Source organism: Sphaerisporangium dianthi (assembly GCF_042654065.1).
GTDB lineage: Bacteria > Actinomycetota > Actinomycetes > Streptosporangiales > Streptosporangiaceae > Sphaerisporangium > Sphaerisporangium dianthi.
Genome location: NZ_JBHSFP010000022.1, coordinates 38,539 through 59,137 on the forward strand (window position 1 = coordinate 38,539; position 20,599 = coordinate 59,137).

Consider the following 20,599-nt stretch of genomic DNA (forward strand, 5'->3'; position numbering starts at 1 on the left):
CCGACGCCAGCCTGCCCGCGCTCAGCGGGGCGGATTGCAAGCGGGCAGGAAAGCGGCCTGCAAGCGCCTCTCTACCGGAGCGATCTAACCTCGCGGCGGATCCCTTCCCAGCCGGGTCGTTCCCCCTCTAGCCATCGAAAGCGGAGCCATGGCAGGCCAACCCCTCCCCCCGTATCCGTTCAATCAGGACCCCGACCGGACCGTGTCCTACCGGCAGCCCTCGCCCGGTTCCGTCCCCGGTCCCGGAACCCAGCCCTACACCTACGCCGCGCAACCCCCCGTGGCGCAATCCCCCGCGGCGCAGCCCTACGCCCAGCAGCCCTACGCCGAGCAGCAGTACGCCCAGCAGCCCTACACCGGGCAGCCCTCCTGGCAGCAGGTGCAGATAGGCGCCCCTCAGCCGCCGGCCCGCAAGCGGGGTCGGGGCTGGCTGACCGCGATCGTCGCGGCCGTGATCGTCGCCCTGATCGGCGGCGGCGGCGTGTACGCGATGACCATGCTCAGCGGCGGCGGCGCCCAGCCGGAGGACGTCCTGCCCTCCGGCACCATGGCGTACGTACGGCTCGACCTCGACCCCGCCGCGAACCAGAAGGTGGCGCTGTTCCAGCTCGCGCGCAAGTTCTCCGCCACCCGCGGCGCGTTCACCGGCGACGACCCGCGCAAGGCGCTGTTCGAGCTGCTGCGCCAGGGGGACGGCGACCTGGCCAAGATCGACTACGCCCGCGACGTGGCGCCGTGGCTCGGCGACCGCGTCGGGCTCGGCGTGCTGGCGCCGAAGGCCGGGTCGAGCACTCCCCGGGTGGTCGCGGCCGTCCAGGTCACCGACCAGGAGCAGGCGCGCGCCGGGGTGCGCAAACTCGACGCGGACGGCGAGCTGAAGGGCCTGGCGTTCCGCGAGGACTACGCGATCCTCGCCGAGACCCAGGCCGAGGCCGACGCGTACGCCAAGGCCGAGCCGCTGTCGCGTGACGCCGACTTCGCCGCCGACCTGAAGGCCGTGGGCGAGCCGGGTGTGCTGTCGTTCTGGGGCGACGCCGGGAAGATCGCCAAGGCCGCGCAGGCCGCCGGCGCGACCTCGGCCGCCGAGGCGGGCACGCTCGACATGGTGAAGGGTGTGCGGTTCGCCGGGGCCCTGCGCTTCGACGGCGAGTACGCCGAGCTGACCGGCATCTCCCGCGGCGGGGCCGTGCAGGCGGCCGCCGGCGCCGAGGGCGCGCGGCTGTCGCGGCTGCCGGCCACGACCGTGGGCGCCCTGTCGGTGTCGGGCCTGGGCGGGCTGCTGGCCGACCAGTGGCCGCAGATCACCGCGGCGGCCGACGGCACGATGGGCGGCCGGTCGTTCTCCGACTTCGTCGACCTGGCGCGGCAGTCCTACGGCCTGTCCCTGCCCGAGGACCTGGTGACCCTGCTGGGCGGCAACATCACGCTGGCGGTGGACGAGCGGGGCCTCGACGGCGCCGTGCCGAACGCCGGCGCCGTCCTCAGCACCGACCCCGCGAAGGCGCAGGAGATCGTCACCAAGATCGAGAAGTTCGTCGCGGACTCCGGGGCGGGCGCCCCGCAGCTCACCAAGGTGGCGGCCGACGGGCGGCTGATCATCGCCGCCTCACAGCAGTACGCGGACGAACTGGCCGCCGACGGCACCCTCGGCGGCAGCGAGACCTTCACCACCGCGATCCCGGACGCGGACTCCGCGACGGCCGCGCTGTACGTCGACCTCGACAAGATCGAGAAGTACTACCTGAACGGCCTGCGGGGTGAGGAGCGGGCGAACGCCCAGGCGCTGCGCGCGATCGGCCTGAGCGCCAGGCGCTCCGGCGATGTCACGTCATTCAGCCTGCGCGTGCTGTTCAACTGAACAAGCCTGGACGGCTCAACCGAGCAAGCCTGGACGGCACAGGCGGGACGAACCGGCAGAACGGGATGGACATGCGGGCCTCCTCTCCACGGAGAGGAGGCCCGCATCCGTACGCCTAGGCGCGCGCCGAACGACCGTTCGCGAGGGCCGGGCGCCGTACGGCGGCGCCGTGACCACGACCCGCCGACCTGGAGCCGACCACCTGCGGCGCCCCACTGGATGGAGAGCCACACCCCCGGCGGATGCCGGATCAGGCCCAGAGCTGGCCTTCGAGGCGTTCTTCCGCCTCGTCGACCGTGCCCTCGTAGGCCCCGGTGGAAAGGTACTTCCAGCCGCCGTCGGCCACGATGAACGCGATGTCGGCATGCTGCCCGGCCTTGACCGCCTTGGCGGCCATGCCGAGCGCCGCGTGCAGGGCGCAACCGGTGGAGATGCCGGCGAAGATGCCCTCGGCGCCCAGCAGTTCGCGCGTGCGTCGCAGCGCGTCCGCCGACGTCACCGAGAAGCGCGTGGTGAGCACGTCGGCGTCGTAGATCTCGGGGATGAACCCCTCGTCCACGTTGCGCAGGCCGTACACCAGCTCGCCGTAACGCGGCTCGGCGGCCACGATCTGCACGTCGGGCACGTGCTCGCGCAGGTAGCGCCCGATGCCCATGAGGGTGCCCGTGGTGCCGAGGCCGGCGACGAAGTGGGTGATCGAGGGAAGGTCCCGCAGGATCTCGGGGCCCGTCGACTCGTAGTGGGATCGCCAGTTCGCCGGGTTGCCGTACTGGTAGAGCATGACCCAGGACGGGTTCTCGGCGGCGAGCCGCTTGGCCACCCGCACGGCCTCGTTGGAGCCGCCGGCCGCCGGCGACGAGATGATCTGGGCGCCCCACATGCGCAGGAGCTGGCGGCGCTCCTCGGAGGTGTTCTCGGGCATCACGCAGATCAGCTTGTAGCCCTTGAGCCTGGCCGACATCGCCAGCGAGATGCCGGTGTTGCCGGAGGTGGGCTCGAGGATCGTGCAGCCGGGGGTGAGCAGGCCCTCTTTCTCGGCCTGCTCGATCATCCACAGCGCCGGGCGGTCCTTGACCGAGCCGGTCGGGTTGCGGTCCTCCAGCTTGGCCCAGACGCGGACGTCCTCGGACGGGGACAGGCGCGGCAGGCCCACCAGAGGGGTGTTCCCCACCGAATCGATCAGCGAGTCGAAGCGCATGACTAGCGCATGCCCCCGGCGACCGCGGGCAGCACGGTCACGGTGTCGCCGTCGGCGACGGGGGTGTCCAGGCCGCCGAGGAAGCGGACGTCCTCGTCGTTGAGGTAGACGTTGACGAACCGGCGCAGGCCGGCGTCGTCGACGATGCGCTCTTTGAGGCCCGGGTGGCGGGACTCAAGATCGCCGAGCAGGTCGGACAGGGTCGTACCCGCGGCGCTCACCGACTTGGCTCCGTCGGTGTAGGTGCGGAGGATGGTCGGGATGCGGACCTCGATGGCCATCGCGTTGTCTCCTTGGTCAGTGGTCGTCACGTGGCGCCCAACGTCCGAACACGTGGGGCGGGGCGGGGATTCCTGTGGTCAGGAACAGTCGTAGACGACGGTGAAGGGAGTGTGCGCGAAAAGGTGGTTCTGCACAGGCGACGAGTGCCCAGGGCGCACACGGGCGCACTGTGATACCGGGTCGATCGTCACCATGCGTCCAACTCTACAGCTTCCGCGGCGGGCGTCACGAGGGGAGGATCTCGACCTGCTCCTCGGTCACGACCCCGTCCAGCACCCGGAACGAGCGGAACTGCACGTCGTCCGCGTCGGCCGTGGAGACCAGCACATAGTGGGCGTTCGGCTCTGAGGCGTAGCTGATGTCCGTGCGCGACGGATAGGCCTCGGTCGAGGTGTGGGAGTGGTAGACGACCACCGGCTCCTCGTCCCTGTCGTCCATCTCGCGCCACACCCGGAACTGCTCCATCGAGTCGAACCGGTAGAACGTCGGCGACCGCTCGGCGTTCTCCATGGGGATGAAGCGCTCAGGCCGGTCGGAGCCCGCGGGACCGGCGATCACCCCGCAAGCCTCGTCCGGGTGATCGGCCCAGGCGTGGGCGATGATCTTGTCGACCAGTTCCCGTGAGATCGTCAGCATGCCTGGAAGTTACCAAAGGGCGCGGACCAGCGTGTCCTGGAGGTAGGTGAGCCAGTCGTAGGTCACGTAGGCGGGGTAGCGCGGGTCGTCCTCGGCCATCTCGGCCAGTTCGTCGTGCACTTCCTCCGTGACCTCGAGGCGCACCCCGAGCGCGAGCCGCACGTCGTTGAGCGCGCGCAGCCACGCCTGCGCCTGCTCGGCGGTCAGGTGGACCTTGCCCTGCCCGGCGGTCTCCAGCAGGGTCTCGGCGTCGGCCCGCTTGCCCTCGCGCAAGGTGGCCTCGGTGTAGCGGCGGAAGTCGGCCGCCGCCTCGTCGTCGTCGGCGTACGCCGAGGGGAACAGCCTGGCCAGCACCGGGTCGGAGGGGACCTCCGCCGCGCCGATGCCGAGCGCGCGCTCGAGCGGGTCGTCCCCGGTCGCCCCGGGCTCCACCAGCCCGAGCACCTGCGACACCAGCGAGCGCAGGATCGAGGCCTCTCCCGCGTCGAGCTGGATCGTGACCCCGCCGCCGCGCGTGGCGCTGAAACCGGTGCTCACGCCGAATCTCTCTGGACGGTGGCCCACAAGCCGTAGGAGTGCAGGATCTGCACGTCGCGTTCCATCTCCTCACGGGTGCCACTGGCGACGACGGCCCTGCCCTTGTGGTGCACGTCGAGCATCAGCTTCTCGGCCTTGGCCTTTGGGTAACCGAAGACCGTTTGCAGGACATAAGTCACATAGGACATGAGGTTGACCGGGTCATTCCACACGATCGTCAGCCACGGGAGATCAGGGCGGACGTCCGTCGACGGACGCTCGACCTCGGCTGGAGCGGTACTACCCACGTTCCCATCCTGCCCTACCCCGGTCGTAGTCTTCGACTTGTGAAGATGGCCATGAGCAGCGCGTTGCTCACCGATCACTATGAGCTGACGATGCTCCAGGCGGCATTGGACAGCGGGGCAGCGCATCACCGAGCAGTGTTCGAGGTCTTCGCACGCCACCTGCCCCACGGCCGCCGGTACGGCGTGGTCGCGGGCACGGGGCGGGTGCTGGACGCCCTCGCGGAGTTCCGCTTCGGCGACGCCGAGCTGGCGTTCCTGCGCGAGCACCGCGTGGTGAACCGGCGGACGCTGGACTTCCTCGCCTCCTACCGGTTCTCCGGCGACGTGCACGGCTACCGCGAGGGCGAGTGCTACTTCCCCGGCTCGCCGATCATGGTGGTGGACGGCACGTTCGCCGAGGCGGTCCTGCTGGAGACGGTGATCCTTTCGATACTCAACCACGACTCGGCCGTCGCCTCGGCGGCGTCCCGCATGGTGCACGCGGCCGGCACGCGCCCGATCATCGAGATGGGCTCGCGCCGCACGCACGAGCTCGCGGCGGTCGCCGCCGCGCGGGCGGCCTACGTCGCGGGCTTCTCCTCCACCTCCAACCTGATGGCCGGCAGCATGTACGGCGTGCCGACGGCCGGCACCAGCGCGCACGCCTTCACCCTGCTGCACGGCAGCGAGTACGACGCCTTCCAGGCCCAGATCGACTCCCTCGGGCACGGCACCACGCTGCTCGTCGACACCTACGACGTCGCCAAGGCCGTGCGCACGGCGGTGGAGCTCGCCGGGCCCGAACTCGGCGCGGTGCGCATCGACTCCGGCGACCTCGCGGTGGCCGCCTCCGAGGTGCGCCGGCTGCTCGACGGGCTCGGCGCCACCAAGACCCGCATCGTCGTCACCAGCGACCTGGACGAGTACGCCATCGCCGCGCTCGCCGCCGCCCCCGTCGACGGGTACGGCGTCGGCACCTCGGTCGTCACCGGGTCGGGCGCCCCCACCGCGGCCATGGTCTACAAGCTCGTCGCCCGGCAGGACGGCGAAGGCGTCCTGCGGCCGGTGGCCAAGAAGTCGGTCGGCAAGCCGAGCAGGGGCGGCAGGAAGGACGCCTTCCGCGCGGTGGAGGACGGCGTGGCGGCCGCCGAGCTGGTCACCACCACGCCAGGCGGCCCTGCCCGGCCGGGCGCGCGGCCGCTGCTGCACGCGCTGGTGCGCGGCGGCGAGATCGTCGGACGCGAGCCGCTCGCCGCCGCCCGCGACCGTCACCGCGCCTCCGTCGCCGAACTGCCCGTCCCGGCCCACCAGCTCTCCCAGGGCGACCCCGTCATCCCGACCCTCTTCTCCTGACTCCATCCCCGCCCCGCGCGAACCGCACTCCACCCCCGCGCGGCCCGCGCCCCATCCGCCCCCCTGAGTGATCGTCACCGGTGTCCGCTCGGTGACGATCGGCCTCAGCGCAGCAAAGGAGACCGGCCATGAAGACCGCGCTCGTCATCGTCGATGTGCAGAACGACTTCTGCGAGGGCGGCAGCCTCGCGGTGGGCGGCGGCGCCGAGGTCGCCGCGGCCGTCGGACCGCACGCCGCCGCGGGCGGCTACGACCACATCGTGGCGACCCGCGACTTCCACGTGGACCCGGGCGACCACTTCGCCGACCACCCCGACTACGTGCGCACCTGGCCCGCCCACTGCGTGGTGGGCACCACCGGCGCCGACTTCCACCCGGCGCTCGACACCTCCGCCGTGGAGGAGGTGTTCAGCAAGGGCCGGAACAGCGCGGCCTACAGCGGGTTCGAGGGAGCGAGCGGCGAGGGCACGGGCCTGGCCGAGTGGCTGGCCGCGCGCGGCGTCGAGCGGGTGGACGTGGTCGGCATCGCCACCGATCACTGCGTGCGCGCCACGGCGCTCGACGCCGCCGCGAACGGCTTCGCGGTGCGCGTGCCGCTCGGGCTGACCGCCGGCGTGGCCCCCGCCACCACCGAGGCCGCCCTGGCCGAGCTCGCCTCCGCCGGCGTCGAGCTCACCGGCGCCCCCATCTTGCGGGCACCCTGACGCCCCGGTGGTACGGGCCGACGAGATCCCGGTCCGTGGCGCTCACCGGCGCCCCCGTCATGAAGGCCCCTGACGCCCGCACCACCCGCCGCCGGCCGCGCCCGCCTTGCGGGCCGGAGGCGGCCGGCGTCTCGCGGGGTCAGCGGGAGCGCTGGGTGGCCCACTTGCGGATGGTGTCGATGCGCGAGCGGATCTGATCGGCGGACGCCTGGGCGATGGCGGGGCCGCCGCAGGCCCGGCGCAGCTCGGCGTGGATGACGCCGTGCGGCTGGCCCGTGCGGTGGTTCCACGCGCCCACCAGGCCGTTCAGCTCTTTGCGCAGGGCCGCCATCTCTTCGTGCGGGGCGAGCGCCACCGGAGCCGGGGGCTCGGTGGCCTTGCGCCGCCGCGCCGCCTGCTGATCGGCCTGGTGCTTGCGCAGCAGCACCGCCACCTGGTCGGGTTCGAGCAGCCCCGGCAGGCCCAGGAAGTCCTCCTCCTCGGCGGAGCCCGTCTCGGCGGGCGTGCCGAACTCGCCGCCGTCGAACAGCACCCGGTCGAACGTCGCCGAGGCCTCGACGGTCTCGAACGGCAGCTCGTCGCCGACGACGTCCGGAGAGTCCTTCCGCTGGCGGGCCTCATCGACGAGGAAGTCGTCCAGCCCCTCCTCAGGGAGCTTGCGGTCGAGGACGTGGTCGCGCTCGGCCTCCATCTCGCCCGCCAGGCCCATGAGGGTGGGCACCGAGGGCAGGAACACCGAGGCGGTCTCTCCGCGCCTGCGCGCGCGGACGAAGCGCCCCACCGCCTGGGCGAAGAACAGCGGCGTCGAGACGCTGGTGGCGTACACGCCGACGGCGAGGCGCGGGATGTCGACGCCCTCGGAGACCATGCGGACGGCGACCAGCCAGCGCCCTTCGGAGGCGCTGAACTGCTTGATCTTGTCTGAGGCGCCGGGGTCGTCCGACAGCACGACCGTGGCGCCCTCGCCGGTGATCGCGCGCAGGTGGCGGGAGTAGGCGCGGGCCGTCTCGTGGTCGGTGGCGATCACCATCGCGCCGGCGTCGGGCACGTGCCGGCGCACCTCGGTGAGCCGCTTGTCGGCGGCCAGCAGGACCTGGCGGATCCAGTCGCCCTTCGGGTCGAGCGCGGCCCGCCACGCCTGACCGAGCTGGTCCTTGGTGAGCGGCGTGCCGAGCGTGGCGGTGATCTCGTCGCCCGCGCGGGTGCGCCAGCGCATCTCGCCGGCGTACGCCAGGAAGATCACTGGACGGACGACGCCGTCGGCGAGCGCGGGACCGTAGCCGTAGGAGTAGTCGGAGACGCTGCGCCGCACGCCTTCGCCGTCCTCGGCGTAGGTGACGAACGGGATGGGGTTGGTGTCGGAACGGAACGGGGTGCCGGTGAGGGCGAGCCGCCGCGCGGCCGGCTCGAACGCCTCGCGCACGCCGTCGCCCCAGGATTTGGCGTCACCGGCGTGGTGGATCTCATCGAAGATCACCAAGGTCTTGCGGGCCTCGGTGCGCGCCCGGTGGAGCGCGGGGTGCATCGACACCTGGGCGTAGGTCACCGCGACACCGGTGTAGTCGCGCGAGGTGGCGCCCTGGCTGTTCTTGAACTCGGGGTCGATCGCGATGCCGACGCGGCCCGCCGCGTCGGCCCACTGGCGCTTGAGGTGCTCGGTGGGGCAGACGATGGTCACCGCCCGCACGACGCCGCGGCTCAGCAGCTCGCTGGCGATGCGCAGCGCGTACGTCGTCTTGCCCGCGCCGGGGGTCGCGACGGTCAGGAAGTCGCGCGGCTCGCGCCGGAAGTAGAGATCGAACGCCTCGTGCTGCCAGGCGCGCAACTTGGGCGCGGTGCCCCACGCGGCCCTGTCGGGATAGGAAGGTGACAGATGGGACGCGGCGAACGAGCTCACGCGGACCTCCTTGTCAGAGGGCCTTCGCGGACCTCGTCTCCGTGGCCAACACTGATGATCTTGTCGTCGCGCTCGTTTCGCTCCCTCACAGTGAAGCCACGATAGCGGGGGACACCGACAAGACGTGCCGACCCTCGAGGATGTCCGCCATCACACCGCCGCCGTGCCTCCGCCCGCCGCGCGGCCCGTTCACCAGGTGACGCCGCGGAAGACGGCGTCGATCTCGGCGCGGCGCCGTGGGGTGTCGGGCTGGGCGAGAGCGAGCAGGACGACGCTCTCTCCGTCCTTGGTGAGAAGCATCACACGCAGGTAGGCCGGCTGGTTCACCACGTCGCTGTAGGTCGCGCGGAGGGCGCGGGAATGGCCGGTCGACCCGTTCACCGTGACCGGGCGGTCGTCGACCACCTCGACGGTGTCGCCGTGCAGCAGCAGCCGCCCGTACAGGTCGGCGAGGTCGAGCGTCGCGGCCCTCGGCGCCGAGGCGGAGACCGGACCCGCGGGCCGGGCCATGACGAGCGCGGAGCCGTCCGCGGTGGCGACGGAGGTGAACCCGGTGACCGGCGGGACCGTTCCGGCCGCCCATCCCGGCGGCACCGTGTAACCGACCCCGGCGACGCCGTCCTCCACCGCGACGGGACCGGGACCGGCGTTCAGGCGGCTCGCGACGAAGGCGGCCACCCCGGCCACCAGCGCCGTGCCCGCGGCCAGCACCACGGCGAACAGGGCCGCCCGCCTGACCCAGGAGGGCACCCTGACCCGCGAGGGGGCGGCCGGAGCGCCGTACAGCCGCGCCGACGGTGGCAGCCCTTCCTTCTCGGGCGGAGGCCACACGGGCTCACCGTACGGCCGCCGCCCGGTGCGGTGCTCGTCCACGCCACCTCCTCCGTGACCGAGTATCCGCACCGGAACGGCCTCCGCGTCAACGGAATGGCGATGAATAGTCCGCAGGAGGCCGCAGGTTCAGGTGGCGGGAGTGCGGTAGGCGGTCCACATGTCGCGCATGCGGGCGGCCTGACCGGCGGTGAACTCCGACATGCAGCGGTCGTGGCCGTAGTCCATGAAGTTGTGCACGGGGTCGTCGCCGAGATCGGGGCAGGTGTCCTTGCGGTCCGGGCAGCCTTGCGTGGCGGACGCCTCCGGCGGGGTGTCGTCGACCGAGTCGCCCGGCGCGCCGCAGCCGTTCTCGAAGGTGTGCAGCAGCCCGAGCCAGTGACCGATCTCGTGCACGGCGGTGTACCCCTTGCCGAAATCGCGCAGGGCCCCTCCGGGCAGGCTGCGCCAGTCGACCACGACGCCGTCGAGGCTCGGGTGGTTCTGGTACCAGTGCGGGTAGGTGGCGTAGCCCAGCACCAGCTCGCCGAACTGCGCGACGTAGAGGTTCAGCGTCTCGGCTCCGCCCTTGCGCAGCCGCTGCTTCATCGCCGCCTCGTTGGCCAGCGGCTGGTGGAACCACAGCTTGTTGTCGGTGCGCGTGACGCCGCGAAGGACGAACCGGACTCCGGTGTCGGCGCCCTTCGGCCGCCCGCCGTAGGCGGCGTTCAGCGTCTCGACCTGGGCGGCGACCGCGGCCTCCGGAGCGCCCGACTGGCCGTCGGTGATCACATGGACCCACAGGGGCACGGTGACCGTGCCGGCGCGGGGCCCGGGGCCCGAAGCGACCAGCCGGCGCCGCATCTCCGACAGCATGCGCGCGGCGTCGCGGCGGCTCGGCGTGTACGGCTCGGGGCCGCGGGTCTGCGTGCGCAGCGGCCCGGCGTGCCCGCACGGACCCGCGGACGCGGCACGGGCGGGCACACCGGGCACACCGGCGATCGTGAACAGGCACGCCAGAGAGACGGCCATCGTCCGCCGCACCATGCACTCCCCCGGTTGTGTCAGGTCAGAGTGCTGACGCTAGCCGCCGCGGCGTCGAACGGCCGGGAGCAACACACGGTCGCCCGCCGTGACCTCGCAGGTCACGGGCTCGCACCACACCTTGCCCAGCACGGGCGCGGACGGTGCGGCCCGCGGCGGCGTCACTCGCCGGACGCGCCCTTCGGCAGACCCTCGTAGATCTCCTTGCACTCGGGGCACACCGGGTATTTCTTCGGATCCCGGCTGGGGACCCACACCTTGCCGCAAAGCGCGCGGATCGGGGTGCCCGTCACCAGGCTCTCGGTGATCTTGTTCTTGTCCGCGTAATGCGAGAAGCGCTCGTGGTCCCCCTCGTCGCCGTGCGAGAGGTTCGGCCGTACTTCGCTCTCGGGAAGGATCTTCGTGCTCACGACATCCGAGTCTACGTGCGCCCGGGGGCGGTCCGGCGGGCGAACCCGGCCCCGGGCGGCACATCCGGTCGTCGCGGCGCCGCCGCCATCGTGTCAGCCCACGTGGACGGCGGCGTCGTAGGTCTTGCGGCCTGCCCGGACGAACAGGGCGAGGATCGCGGCCAGGACGGCGACCGCGACGCTGACGGTGAAGCCGAAGTGCATGCCTTCCAGGAACGACGAGTGCGCGGCCTGCGTCAGCGCGTCGGCGATCGGCTTGGGCGTGCCGGGCTGCACGGGCGCGACGCCGATGGCGACGAGGTTCTTCATCGCCTCGACCTGCGCGGGCGTCGCCGGGATGTGCGCGGCGGCGAGGTGCCCGGGCAGGACGTCGCCCACCCGCGCGGTGATCAGCGCGCCGAGTACCGCGGTGCCCAGCGAGCCGCCCACCTGCATGGCGGACTGCTGCATGCCTCCGGCGACGCCGCTGTGCTCCTCGGGCGAGTTGCCGACGATGACCTCGGTCGCTCCGACCATGACGGGCGACAGGCCGAACGCGAGCAACGCGAACGGGATCGCGGTGTCGAGGTAGCCGGCCGAGAGCCCCAGGCGGGACAGCAGGAACATCGAGATCGCGGTGATGAGCATGCCCACGGCGATCGGCACCTTGGGCCCGAACCTGCTCAGCGCCGCGCCTGCCAGCGGCGAGGCGACGATCATGCCGGCGCTCATCGGGAGCATGCGCATGCCCGACTCCAGCGGGGAGAGCCCGTGCACGCCCTGGAAGTAGAAGGTCAGGAAGAACATGGCGCCGAACATCGAGAAGGCCATGAGCACCATCAGGACGGTGCCGATGGAGACCGAGGCGTTGCGGAACAGGGTGAGCGGCAGCAACGGCTCGGCCGCCCTGGCCTGCCAGAAGACGAAGGCGGCGCCCAGCACGACCGCCCCGGCGAAGAACCCGATCGTCCTTGCGTCGCCCCAGCCGTACCCCGGGGCCTTGATGATGGCCCACACCAGGCAGAACATCGCACCGGACAGCAGCACCACGCCCGGAATGTCGACCTTGGACAGCGATTCCGACCTGCTCTCCTTGACGACCCACAGCCCGACCAGCAGCGCGACCACGCCGACCGGCACGTTGATGAAGAAGACCGACTGCCAGCTCACGTTCTCCACCAGCAGGCCGCCGATGATCGGGCCCGCGGCGCTGGAGACGCCGATCGCCGCGCCCCAGATGCCGATCGCCATGTTGAGCCGCTCGGCGGGGAAGGCCGCGCGCAGCAGTGCGAGGGCGGCGGGCTGCAGCAGCGCCCCGAACAGGCCCTGCAGCACCCGGAAGGCGATCAGGACGCCGATGGAGGAGGACAGGCCGATGGCGAGCGAGGTGAGGGCGAAGCCGGCGATGCCGACCAGGAAGACCCGCTTGTGGCCGAACAGGTCGCCCAGCTTGCCGGCGGTGATGAGGAAGACGGCCAGGGCGAGCAGGTAGCCGCTGGTGATCCACTGGAGGTCCGAGAGGGATGCTCCGAGATCTTTGCCGATCACCGGGTTGGCGATGGACACCACCGTGCCGTCCAGCATGACCATGATCACGCCGAGCGCGACCGCGAGCAATGTGAGCCACGGATGCCCGTGACCGCGTCGGACCGGCGTGTCCGCCGGCGCGGTCAGCGCTTGTGCCATGGAAAGATCCCCCGTTTCGAAAGACTGGTCGACCTAAGTAATTTATGGCAGACCATGACACATGACAAACGATTTTATACGACAGATCATGACTTGTGGCACAATGTGAAGTGAGGGTTTCAAGGAGGTGACCGGCATGGGTCTACGAGAGCGCAAGAAGCGCCAGACCCGCCTGGCGCTGGTCGACGCCGGCTTCAAGCTGTTCCTCGCCCGGGGGTACGAGGCCACGACCGTCGACCAGATCGCCGCCGCGGTGGAGGTCTCGCCGCGCACCTTCTTCCGCTACTTCGGCAGCAAGGAAGATCTCGCCCTCGACTTCACCGTCGAGTACGACGAGCGCATCATGACCGCGCTGGCCGCCCGCCCACAGGACGAGCCGCCGTTCACCGCCCTCGCCCACGCCTTCCGCGAGTTCATCCACGGGATGGAGAACGACGCCGCCGAGGACGCCGAGCGCTTCCTGCGGCACCGCCGCGTCATCGACGCCAACCCCGCCCTGTTCTGCACCAGTTTCGCGCGCATGGCCGACATCGAGAAGAAGCTCACCGTCGAGATCGCCAGACGCCAGGGCACCGACCCGGCCACCGACCCGCGCCCGAAACTCCTCGTCGCCTTCGTCACCTCCGCGGTCCGCGTCGGGATGGAGTGCTCGGTGGACGGCGACAGCTACCTCGACAGCCTGGTCGCCAACGTGGAGAACGCGCTGAACCTCGCCGAGGAGGCACTGCGCCCAGGGTGGGATCGGCCGGGCACGCCGTCACCGGAGGCGCTCAGTTGAGCTTGGGGTCGTCCGGGCAGGTCGCCACGAACGCCAGCTCCCCCGGCTGACGCCGCAGCACCGACCGCCACAGGTTCGTCGGCCGCGAGTCGAACGTGTCGCCCGGCTCGGCCTCCACGACGTACCACGAGCCCTCGCGGATCTCGCTCTCGAGCTGGCCCGCCGTCCAGCCGGCGTACCCGGCGAAGATGCGCATCTGCGTGATCTCACCGGCGAGGATCTCCGGAGGCGCGTCCAGGTCGACCGTGCCGAGCTTGGACACCGCCGACGAACCGGCGTGCAGCCTGCGCCAGCCCAGCGGCTCCTGACCACTCGGCACCGAGGCCAGGGCCAGCGCGCTGTCGGTCTGGACCGGGCCCCCCTCGAAGAGCACCGGGGGGCCGGACACCAAAGCGTCCCAGGAAGGGAGCACCTGCGTCACGGTGACCTCGCTCGGCCGGTTCAGCATGACGCCGAGAGTGCCGCCGTCCTCATCGTGCTCGAGGATCAACACGACGCCGCGCCGGAAGTTCGGGTCGTCCAGCAGTGGCGTCGCCACGAGCAGCCCGCCGACGTAGATCGCCTCCGCCATGCATCCATCATGACGCGTGATTTGACGAACGCGCGCCCGCCCCCGGCCACAGAGGGCCGTCACCTCGCCATATGTTACTCAACGCGTTCTTGTGGGCACTGTCGGTATGTAGGATCGATCTTCTGGAGGAACTGGCGACCGGTTCGCGGACACCGCGCGGCGAAGGCAAGGAAGGAGCCCGATGAACCGCCTCATCATGGTGGCCCTCGTAGCGGCGGGCGTGTCCGTCGGGGTCCCGGCCGCAGGGTCCTCCTACGCCGGGGTGACAGGGCGCGAGGCGCGCGTCCCCGGCGACGGGCGCGTCGAGGTGACCGTCTCCGAGGTCGAGTGCCCGGCGGGGCGAGCCGATGTCGTCATGACCGCGCCCCGCGACCGCGACATCGTCGAGTATTCCGTCCACCAAGGCCGCTCGCTCGTGCGCAACGGCGTGCTGTGGCCGGGCGTCCAGCGCAGCGTCCCCGTCTACATCGAGCCGCGCACGACCGAACGCGTCTCCGTCACCATCCAGGGGCAGAGCACCACGACCTTCCGGGTCTACTCCGGGTGCGAGGGCGACGCCTCACCGGCCGCGCGCGACTCGCAGGAGTCCTACGGCGAATACCGCGAGAGCGTCTACAGCGACAGCGAGAGCGACCACCACGCCGCCTCCGGCGGCGGGCACCGCGTGCGGCACGTCAACAGCCTGCGGGAGCACCGCTACAACCCGCTGCTGCGCAGGCAGGGCGCCGACCGCCTGCCCTACACCGGGCCGCCCCCCGACCTGTACGGCAAGATGGCCACCGCCGCCGGCATGGTGATCTTCGGCGGCATGCTGTGGTGGATCGCCATGATCTGGCCCCGCCGCACCCCCGCGGGGCCCATGATGCGCCCCCGCCCCGCCTACGCCCCCGGCCGCCGCCCCGTCACGCCTCGGTGAAGCCGCGCGCGCGGCCGCCGGCGGACTCACGGACCGCCGCCGCCACCGCGGTGGCGACGTCAGGGTGGAAGACGCTCGGGATGATGTAGTTCGGGCCGAGCTCCTCGACCGCCACCACGTTCGCCAGCGCGTTGGCCGCCGCCAGCAGCATGGTTTGGGTGACCATGCGCGACTGCGCGTCCAGCAGGCCGCGGAAGACCCCGGGGAAGGCGAGCACGTTGTTGATCTGGTTGGGGTAGTCCGAGCGGCCGGTGGCCACGACCGCCGCGTGCTCGCGGGCGTCGTCGGGTGAGACCTCGGGCTCGGGGTTGGCCAGCGCGAACACCACGGCGCGGTCGGCCATGGCGGCGATGTCGTCGCCGTTCAGGATGCCGGGGGCCGAGACGCCGATGAAGACGTCGGCGCCCTTGACCGCACCGCGCAGGTCGCCGCTGTAGCCCTCGGCGTTGGTGTTGTCGGCGATCCACTTCAGCGACGTGTCGAGGTCGTCACGGCCGTTGTGCACGGCGCCGAGATAGTCGCAGACGACGACGTTGCGCGCACCGGCCGCGAGCAGCAGGCGCAGCACCGCGGTGCCCGCCGCCCCCGCCCCCGCCATCGCGATCTTCACCTCGGGCAGCGACTTGCCGACGACGCGCAGCGCGTTGGTGAGCGCGGCGAGCACGCAGATGGCGGTGCCGTGCTGGTCGTCGTGGAAGACCGGGATGTCCAGCAGGTCGCGCAGCCTCCGCTCGATCTCGAAGCAGCGCGGCGCGGAGATGTCCTCCAGATTGATGCCGCCGAAGCCGGGCGCGATGGCCCGGACGACCTCGACGATCGTGTCGACGTCCTGGGTGTCCAGGCAGATGGGCCAGGCGTCGATGCCCGCGAACCGCTTGAACAGGGCCGCCTTGCCCTCCATGACCGGCAGCGCCGCCGCGGGGCCGATGTTGCCCAGGCCGAGCACCGCGGACCCGTCGGTGACCACCGCGACGGTGTTGCGCTTGATGGTCAGACGGCGGGCGTCCTCAGGGTTGCGGGCGATGGCCAGCGACACCCGGGCCACCCCGGGCGTGTAGGCCATCGACAGCTCGTCACGGTTGCGCAGCGGCACCTTCGACTGCATCTCGATCTTGCCGCCGAGGTGCATGAGGAACGTGCGGTCGCTCACCTTGTGGATGACGACGCTCTCGAGGGCGTCGAGGCTGTCGACGATGGCCTGCGCGTGGTCGGTGTCCTTCGCGGCACAGGTGACGTCGATGCGCAGCTTCTCGTGACCGGCGTTGGTCACGTCCAGGGCGGTCACCACGCCGCCGGCGTTCTCTACGGCGTGAGTGAGCTGGCTGACGGCCTTGCCGCCCGCCGGCACCTCAAGACGGACGGTGATGGAGTACGACACGCTCGGCACGGTGGCCACGTCGATCCGCTCCTTTGCGGGTGTGGTGGTCGCGCTCGCTCGGGTGCGTCGTCTCGCTGTCGCGCATCCCGGCTCGCTGCTTCCCTTCCGGGACATCCATCGTGCCAGACGGCACCGCCTGCTCAAGCCTCACGTATTGCTGTGCTTCTTTGCCTCGCTTCGCTCGGCGGCTCGGGGCGCCTTTGAGGCGGGCGCCCTTCGTCGTCGTTCACGAGCGCTCGTTCTGTGTTTGCTTTGCCTCGCTCCGCTCGGCGGGCTCGGGGCGCCTTTGAGGCGGCGCCCTTCGTCGTCGTTCACGAGCGCTCGTTCCTCGCACTCGCTCTCTCCTCCTCAGGACACCGCCGCGCCCCGAGCCATCCTCCTGCTCCTCAGGACACCGCCGCGCCCCGAGCGGCGTTGGCTTGGCCTCGCTCCGCTCGGCGGGCTCAGGGCGCCCTTGAGGCGGGGGCAGCGGTGGGGGGAGTGACGGGTGGGTCAGAAGAGGGCGCTGGCGAGGTTGCGGCGGGCCTTGGCTACGGAGGGGTCGCCGGCGGGGAGGGCGTCGAACAGGCTGAGCAGGTGGCGGCGGACGCGGTCGCGGTCGTCTCCGGAGGTGCGGCGCACGGCCTGGACGAGCCGCTCGAACGCCTCGTCCACCCTGCCGCCGAGCATCTCGATGTCGGCCGCCTGGGTCTGGAGGTCGGCGTCGGCCGGGCTCTCGGCGGCCCGGCGCAGGACCGCGCCGGCGTCGAGGTCCTGCGTGCGGCGGACCAGGCCCACCCCCGCGAGGCCGATCTTGGCGTCGGGGTCGGCCGGGGAGCGGGCGAGCAGCCGCTCGTAGGCCGCCGCCGCGGCGTCGAGATCACCCTCTTCGATGGCGTTCTCGGCCGCGAGCAGGTCGGGGTCGGCCTGCGGCTGGGGCGCCGCCGCCTCCTCCGGCTCGTCCTGCGGACCCTCCGGCGCGGGCGGGAGGTACTGGGCGAGCGCCTGCATGAGCTGGTCGAGCCACTGACGCACCTGCGCCTCGGGCAGCGCGCCCTGGAACCCGGTCACCGCCTGGCCCTGGAAGACGGCCAGCACGGTCGGGATGCTCTGCACCTGCAGCGCGCCGCTGATCTGAGGGCTCGCGTCGACGTCGACCTTGGCGAGCACCCACCGGCCGGCGGCCTCGGCCGCCAGCTTCTCAAGGATGGGGCTGAGCTGCTTGCACGGCTCGCACCAGGTGGCCCACAGGTCGAGGATGACCGGGACGCGCATGGAGCGCTCGATCACCTCGGTGGCGAAGGTCTCGTCGGTGACGTCGATGACCGTGCCGGCCGCGGGCGCCGCGGGGGCGCCTCCCGCGGCGGCCTGCTGCGCCGCCGCCTCGCGACGGGCCTGGGCTTCGAGCGCCTGCTTGCGCGCGCCGAGATCCACGGCCCCCTGCAAGGATGCCGGTCGAGTGAAGTCCGCTGGGCTCATACGTCCAATCCTGCCGCATCCGGGGCGTGCTCATGGTCGCCGGGCATGCTCCGTCAACGCGCGACTCCCTTATGTCACGCCTTCATCGCAAATTCCCACGGATCTGTCATATAGCGCGGATATCACGAACGATGGCTCTCGGCATGAAGTCAGCTCACTTGGAGGTGGGTGTGAGACGCGTCATCGTCGTTTCCGCCGCAGCCGCCGTGATCGCCGCGACTGTGGCGCTCCCGGCTCAGGCCGTCCGCACGACGGCCGAACCCGCGACGGCGACCCAGTACGTCGTCCTGTACAAGGAAGGCGTCGCACCGGCGGCGGCCCAGACGGCCATCGAGGCCGCGGGCGGCAGCGTGGTCAAGGTGAACGCGGCCGTCGGAGTGGCCACCGTCACGACCACCAACGCCGATTTCATCTCCGCGGTGAAGGGATCCGCCGCCATCGAGGGCGTGGCCCGCGACCGGGTGATCGGCAGCGTCCCCAAGAGCACGGCGAGGACGGCCCGGACCGGAGGGGTGGCCAAGGACACCAAGGCCGTCGAGAGGGAGGGCCGTGAGCGCGGCGGCGTCCACCGCGGCCGCACGGTGAAGGCCGAGCCGCTCTCGGACCTTCAGTGGGACATGAAGCAGATCCACGCCGCGGAAGCGCACAAATACGAGCAGGGCGACCCCAAGGTCCTGGTCGGCGTGCTGGACACCGGGATCGACGGCTCCCACCCCGACATCGCCCCGAACTTCAACAAGGCCCTCAGCCGCAACTTCACCGTCGACGTCCCCTTCGACGCCAACGGCGAGCCGATCGACGGTCCTTGCGAGGAGGAGCCCGACCAGTCCTGCAACGACCCCAGCGACGTGGACGAGGACGGGCACGGCACGCACGTGGCCTCGTCGATCGCCTCGCCGATCAACAAGCTCGGCATCGCGGGCGTGGCTCCCAAGGTGACGCTGGTGAACCTGCGCGCCGGCCAGGACTCCGGCTACTTCTTCCTTCAGCCGAGCGTGGACGCGCTGACCTACGCGGGCGACATCGGCGTCGACGTGGTCAACATGAGCTACTACATCGACCCGTGGCTGTTCAACTGCGTCGACAATCCGGCCGACTCCGCCGAGGACCGGCTCGAGCAGGCGACGATCATCAAGGCCACCCAGCGGGCGCTGAACTACGCCCACCGCCACGGTGTCACGCTCATCTCCGCCGCCGGCAACGGGGCGACCGACTACACCAAGGTGGTCACCGACGCGAGCAGCCCCGACTTCGCCGACGTGCCCGGTGAGGCGCCCCGCACCCGGACCATCCCGCCGAGCTGCGTCTCGATGCCGAGCGAGGGCCAGCACGTGATCTCGGTGTCCTCCACCGGCATCAGCAAGCGCAAGGCGTACTACTCCGACTACGGCGATGGGTACGTCGACGTGGCCTCCCCCGGCGGCGACGTCTACGACACCCCGGACAACACCCGCGACATCACCAAGGCGACGCTGTCGGCCTATCCCAAGTCGCTCGCCATCGCCAACGGCGAGATCGACGCCGACGGCAACCCGACCGTGAACTACGTCGTCAAGGACTGCTCGGGCGCCACCTGCGCGTACTACCAGTACCTGCAGGGCACCTCGATGGCCTCGCCCCGCGCGGTCGGCGTCGCGGCGCTGATCGTCAGCAAGTACGGCCACCGGGACTGGGGCGGGGGCAAGACGCTCGCGCCCGACCTGGTCGAGCAGATCCTGAAGGGCACCGCCACCAGGACGGCCTGCCCGAACCCGCCCGCCTACACCTACACCCGCCACCTGCCGAACGGCACCACCGCCACGGCCACCCACGTGTGCGAGGGCACCACGGCGTCCAACGGCTTCTACGGCAAGGGCATCGTCGACGCCCTGCGCGCCGTCGGCCGATAGATCACGGCGTCACGCTCGACCCGGCGTCAGCCGGCCTCAAGGGGTCCGTCCTTCGGGACGGGCCCCTTCGGGTTCTCGCCCTGCCGCCCGCCGCGCCGCACCGGCCGCCCGTTGGACCGCCCCGGCACCAGCTCGCCCTCGTCGAGAGAGGCGAAGTCGCCGGCGGCCACCCGCATGGTGCGCAGCAGGCCGAAGATCTCGCCCAGATCGTCCTCGCCGTACATCGTCATGCAGAAGTCGGCGCCCATCAGGTCGGCGGTCGCCCGCTCGACCGCTTCGCGCCCCTTGGCGGTGATCTCGGCGAGCACGCCGCGCCCGTCCTTGGGATTGCGCATGCGCCGGACCAGCCCCGCCCGCTCGAGGCGGTCGATGGTGTTGGTCACGCTCGTCGGGTGGACCATGAGCCGCTCGCCGATGCGCGAGAGCGACAGCGCCCCGGTTCTGCTGAAGGTCAGCAGCACGAGCGCCTCATAGCGCGCGAACGTCAAGTCATGCGGCCTGAGCAGCGTGTCCAGTTGCCCGATGAGGATCTGGTGCGCTCTCATGATCGATGTGACGGCGGCCATGGCGGAGGACGGCCCGAAACGGGCGCGCCAGGTCTCAGCGGCGCGCTCGATGGGGTCGAAGGGCAGGTTAAGCGGCTTCGGTACACCGATGGACACAACGCTACGCTAGCGCCTGCCGCCGACACTGACGCAGGGTCACTGAGTTCCATGGGTTACCCAAGAACCGGGACGCCAAACATCACGCTCCGTTATGGTGTGCATGTCAAGAGGTGAGGCGCGGCAAAGTCCGACCCAAAGCACGGGGAAAGCCGCGCCGTACGACGCGAGGCGCGGTCATGCGATCCACGCGGGTGTACGGCGTGGCGTGCGAGGTCGGGCGCCGGGTGCCAAGGGGGCCGGCACCGGCGCAGAGACGCGCCGCTCATCCAGGCACGGGGGTTTCC

At 71.3% G+C, this 20,599-nt stretch carries 19 protein-coding genes and 1 pseudogene; 6 read left to right on the top strand and 14 right to left on the bottom strand.

Annotated features, from left to right (window positions below):
• Positions 1–148: 148 nt before the first annotated feature.
• Positions 149–1,858, top strand: coding sequence for a DUF3352 domain-containing protein (locus ACFO60_RS26685; RefSeq protein ID WP_380844875.1), 1,710 nt, complete (start codon positions 149–151; stop codon positions 1,856–1,858).
• A gap of 250 nt (positions 1,859–2,108) precedes the next feature.
• Here ACFO60_RS26685 and ACFO60_RS26690 read toward each other — a convergent pair whose 3' ends face one another.
• The 5 genes from ACFO60_RS26690 to clpS all read right to left on the bottom strand — a co-directional run bounded on the left by ACFO60_RS26690 (position 2,109) and on the right by clpS (position 4,798).
• Positions 2,109–3,056: a PLP-dependent cysteine synthase family protein gene (locus ACFO60_RS26690; protein ID WP_380844878.1), complete on the bottom strand. Its 948-nt coding sequence runs from the start codon at positions 3,054–3,056 to the stop codon at positions 2,109–2,111.
• 2 nt (positions 3,057–3,058) lie between these two features.
• Positions 3,059–3,337: a MoaD/ThiS family protein gene (locus tag ACFO60_RS26695; RefSeq protein ID WP_380844880.1), complete on the bottom strand. Its 279-nt coding sequence runs from the start codon at positions 3,335–3,337 to the stop codon at positions 3,059–3,061.
• 226 nt (positions 3,338–3,563) lie between these two features.
• Positions 3,564–3,974, bottom strand: a complete 411-nt coding sequence (locus tag ACFO60_RS26700) for a M67 family metallopeptidase (RefSeq protein ID WP_380844883.1) — start codon at positions 3,972–3,974, stop codon at positions 3,564–3,566.
• Positions 3,975–3,983: 9 nt separating this feature from the next.
• Positions 3,984–4,511 carry a DUF2017 domain-containing protein gene (locus tag ACFO60_RS26705; RefSeq protein ID WP_380844886.1) on the bottom strand — a complete coding sequence of 176 codons (528 nt, stop codon included), beginning with the start codon at positions 4,509–4,511 and terminating at the stop codon, positions 3,984–3,986.
• Positions 4,508–4,798, bottom strand: coding sequence for an ATP-dependent Clp protease adapter ClpS (clpS, locus tag ACFO60_RS26710; protein WP_380844889.1), 291 nt, complete (start codon positions 4,796–4,798; stop codon positions 4,508–4,510). Before clpS ends, ACFO60_RS26705 begins: the two co-directional genes overlap by 4 nt.
• 45 nt (positions 4,799–4,843) lie before the next feature.
• Here clpS and ACFO60_RS26715 point away from each other — a divergent pair, with 45 nt between their 5' ends.
• Both ACFO60_RS26715 and ACFO60_RS26720 read left to right on the top strand, forming a co-directional pair.
• Entirely contained in the window at positions 4,844–6,130 is a 1,287-nt protein-coding gene (locus ACFO60_RS26715; RefSeq protein ID WP_380844891.1) for a nicotinate phosphoribosyltransferase, read from the top strand.
• A 128-nt stretch (positions 6,131–6,258) separates the two neighbouring features.
• Positions 6,259–6,834 (top strand): isochorismatase family protein, encoded by a 576-nt coding sequence (locus ACFO60_RS26720; RefSeq protein WP_380844894.1) that lies wholly within the window; start codon positions 6,259–6,261, stop codon positions 6,832–6,834.
• A gap of 139 nt (positions 6,835–6,973) precedes the next feature.
• On the opposite strand, the gene ACFO60_RS26725 is transcribed toward ACFO60_RS26720, so the two are convergent.
• The 5 genes from ACFO60_RS26725 to ACFO60_RS26745 all read right to left on the bottom strand — a co-directional run bounded on the left by ACFO60_RS26725 (position 6,974) and on the right by ACFO60_RS26745 (position 12,660).
• Positions 6,974–8,731, bottom strand: coding sequence for a DEAD/DEAH box helicase (locus tag ACFO60_RS26725; protein ID WP_380844897.1), 1,758 nt, complete (start codon positions 8,729–8,731; stop codon positions 6,974–6,976).
• Between the two features lie 189 nt (positions 8,732–8,920).
• Positions 8,921–9,604: a hypothetical protein gene (locus tag ACFO60_RS26730; protein WP_380844900.1), complete on the bottom strand. Its 684-nt coding sequence runs from the start codon at positions 9,602–9,604 to the stop codon at positions 8,921–8,923.
• An 87-nt stretch (positions 9,605–9,691) separates the two neighbouring features.
• Entirely contained in the window at positions 9,692–10,573 is an 882-nt protein-coding gene (locus tag ACFO60_RS26735; protein ID WP_380844903.1) for a zinc metalloprotease, read from the bottom strand.
• Positions 10,574–10,746: 173 nt separating this feature from the next.
• Positions 10,747–10,995 (bottom strand): DUF3039 domain-containing protein, encoded by a 249-nt coding sequence (locus ACFO60_RS26740; RefSeq protein ID WP_380844906.1) that lies wholly within the window; start codon positions 10,993–10,995, stop codon positions 10,747–10,749.
• A gap of 93 nt (positions 10,996–11,088) precedes the next feature.
• Positions 11,089–12,660 carry an MFS transporter gene (locus ACFO60_RS26745; protein WP_380844909.1) on the bottom strand — a complete coding sequence of 524 codons (1,572 nt, stop codon included), beginning with the start codon at positions 12,658–12,660 and terminating at the stop codon, positions 11,089–11,091.
• A gap of 136 nt (positions 12,661–12,796) precedes the next feature.
• Between ACFO60_RS26745 and ACFO60_RS26750 the strand changes: the two genes are divergently transcribed.
• On the top strand, positions 12,797–13,438 hold the full coding sequence (locus tag ACFO60_RS26750; RefSeq protein WP_380844912.1) for a TetR/AcrR family transcriptional regulator: 642 nt from the start codon (positions 12,797–12,799) through the stop codon (positions 13,436–13,438).
• Here the strand turns inward: ACFO60_RS26750 and ACFO60_RS26755 are convergent.
• Positions 13,431–14,009, bottom strand: a complete 579-nt coding sequence (locus ACFO60_RS26755) for a YqgE/AlgH family protein (protein WP_380844915.1) — start codon at positions 14,007–14,009, stop codon at positions 13,431–13,433. The two genes, ACFO60_RS26750 and ACFO60_RS26755, sit on opposite strands and share 8 nt — an antisense overlap.
• A 181-nt stretch (positions 14,010–14,190) precedes the next feature.
• Between ACFO60_RS26755 and ACFO60_RS26760 the strand changes: the two genes are divergently transcribed.
• Complete coding sequence (locus ACFO60_RS26760; protein ID WP_380844918.1) at positions 14,191–14,925, top strand: hypothetical protein; 735 nt, start codon at positions 14,191–14,193, stop codon at positions 14,923–14,925.
• Here ACFO60_RS26760 and ACFO60_RS26765 read toward each other — a convergent pair.
• Together ACFO60_RS26765 and ACFO60_RS26770 are read right to left on the bottom strand one after the other, a co-directional pair.
• Positions 14,912–16,321: an NAD-dependent malic enzyme gene (locus ACFO60_RS26765; RefSeq protein WP_380844921.1), complete on the bottom strand. Its 1,410-nt coding sequence runs from the start codon at positions 16,319–16,321 to the stop codon at positions 14,912–14,914. The two genes, ACFO60_RS26760 and ACFO60_RS26765, sit on opposite strands and share 14 nt — an antisense overlap.
• 474 nt (positions 16,322–16,795) lie before the next feature.
• Positions 16,796–17,761 carry a tetratricopeptide repeat protein gene (locus ACFO60_RS26770; protein ID WP_380844924.1) on the bottom strand — a complete coding sequence of 322 codons (966 nt, stop codon included), beginning with the start codon at positions 17,759–17,761 and terminating at the stop codon, positions 16,796–16,798.
• Between the two features lie 170 nt (positions 17,762–17,931).
• Between ACFO60_RS26770 and ACFO60_RS26775 the strand changes: the two genes are divergently transcribed.
• The gene (locus ACFO60_RS26775; RefSeq protein ID WP_380844927.1) at positions 17,932–19,650 is read left to right on the top strand and encodes a S8 family serine peptidase; all 1,719 of its coding nucleotides are present in this window, start codon (positions 17,932–17,934) and stop codon (positions 19,648–19,650) included.
• A 152-nt stretch (positions 19,651–19,802) separates the two neighbouring features.
• Here the strand turns inward: ACFO60_RS26775 and ACFO60_RS26780 are convergent.
• A pseudogene (locus ACFO60_RS26780) lies at positions 19,803–20,306 on the bottom strand (MarR family winged helix-turn-helix transcriptional regulator); the annotation flags it as partial.
• Between the last annotated feature and the right edge of the window lie 293 nt (positions 20,307–20,599).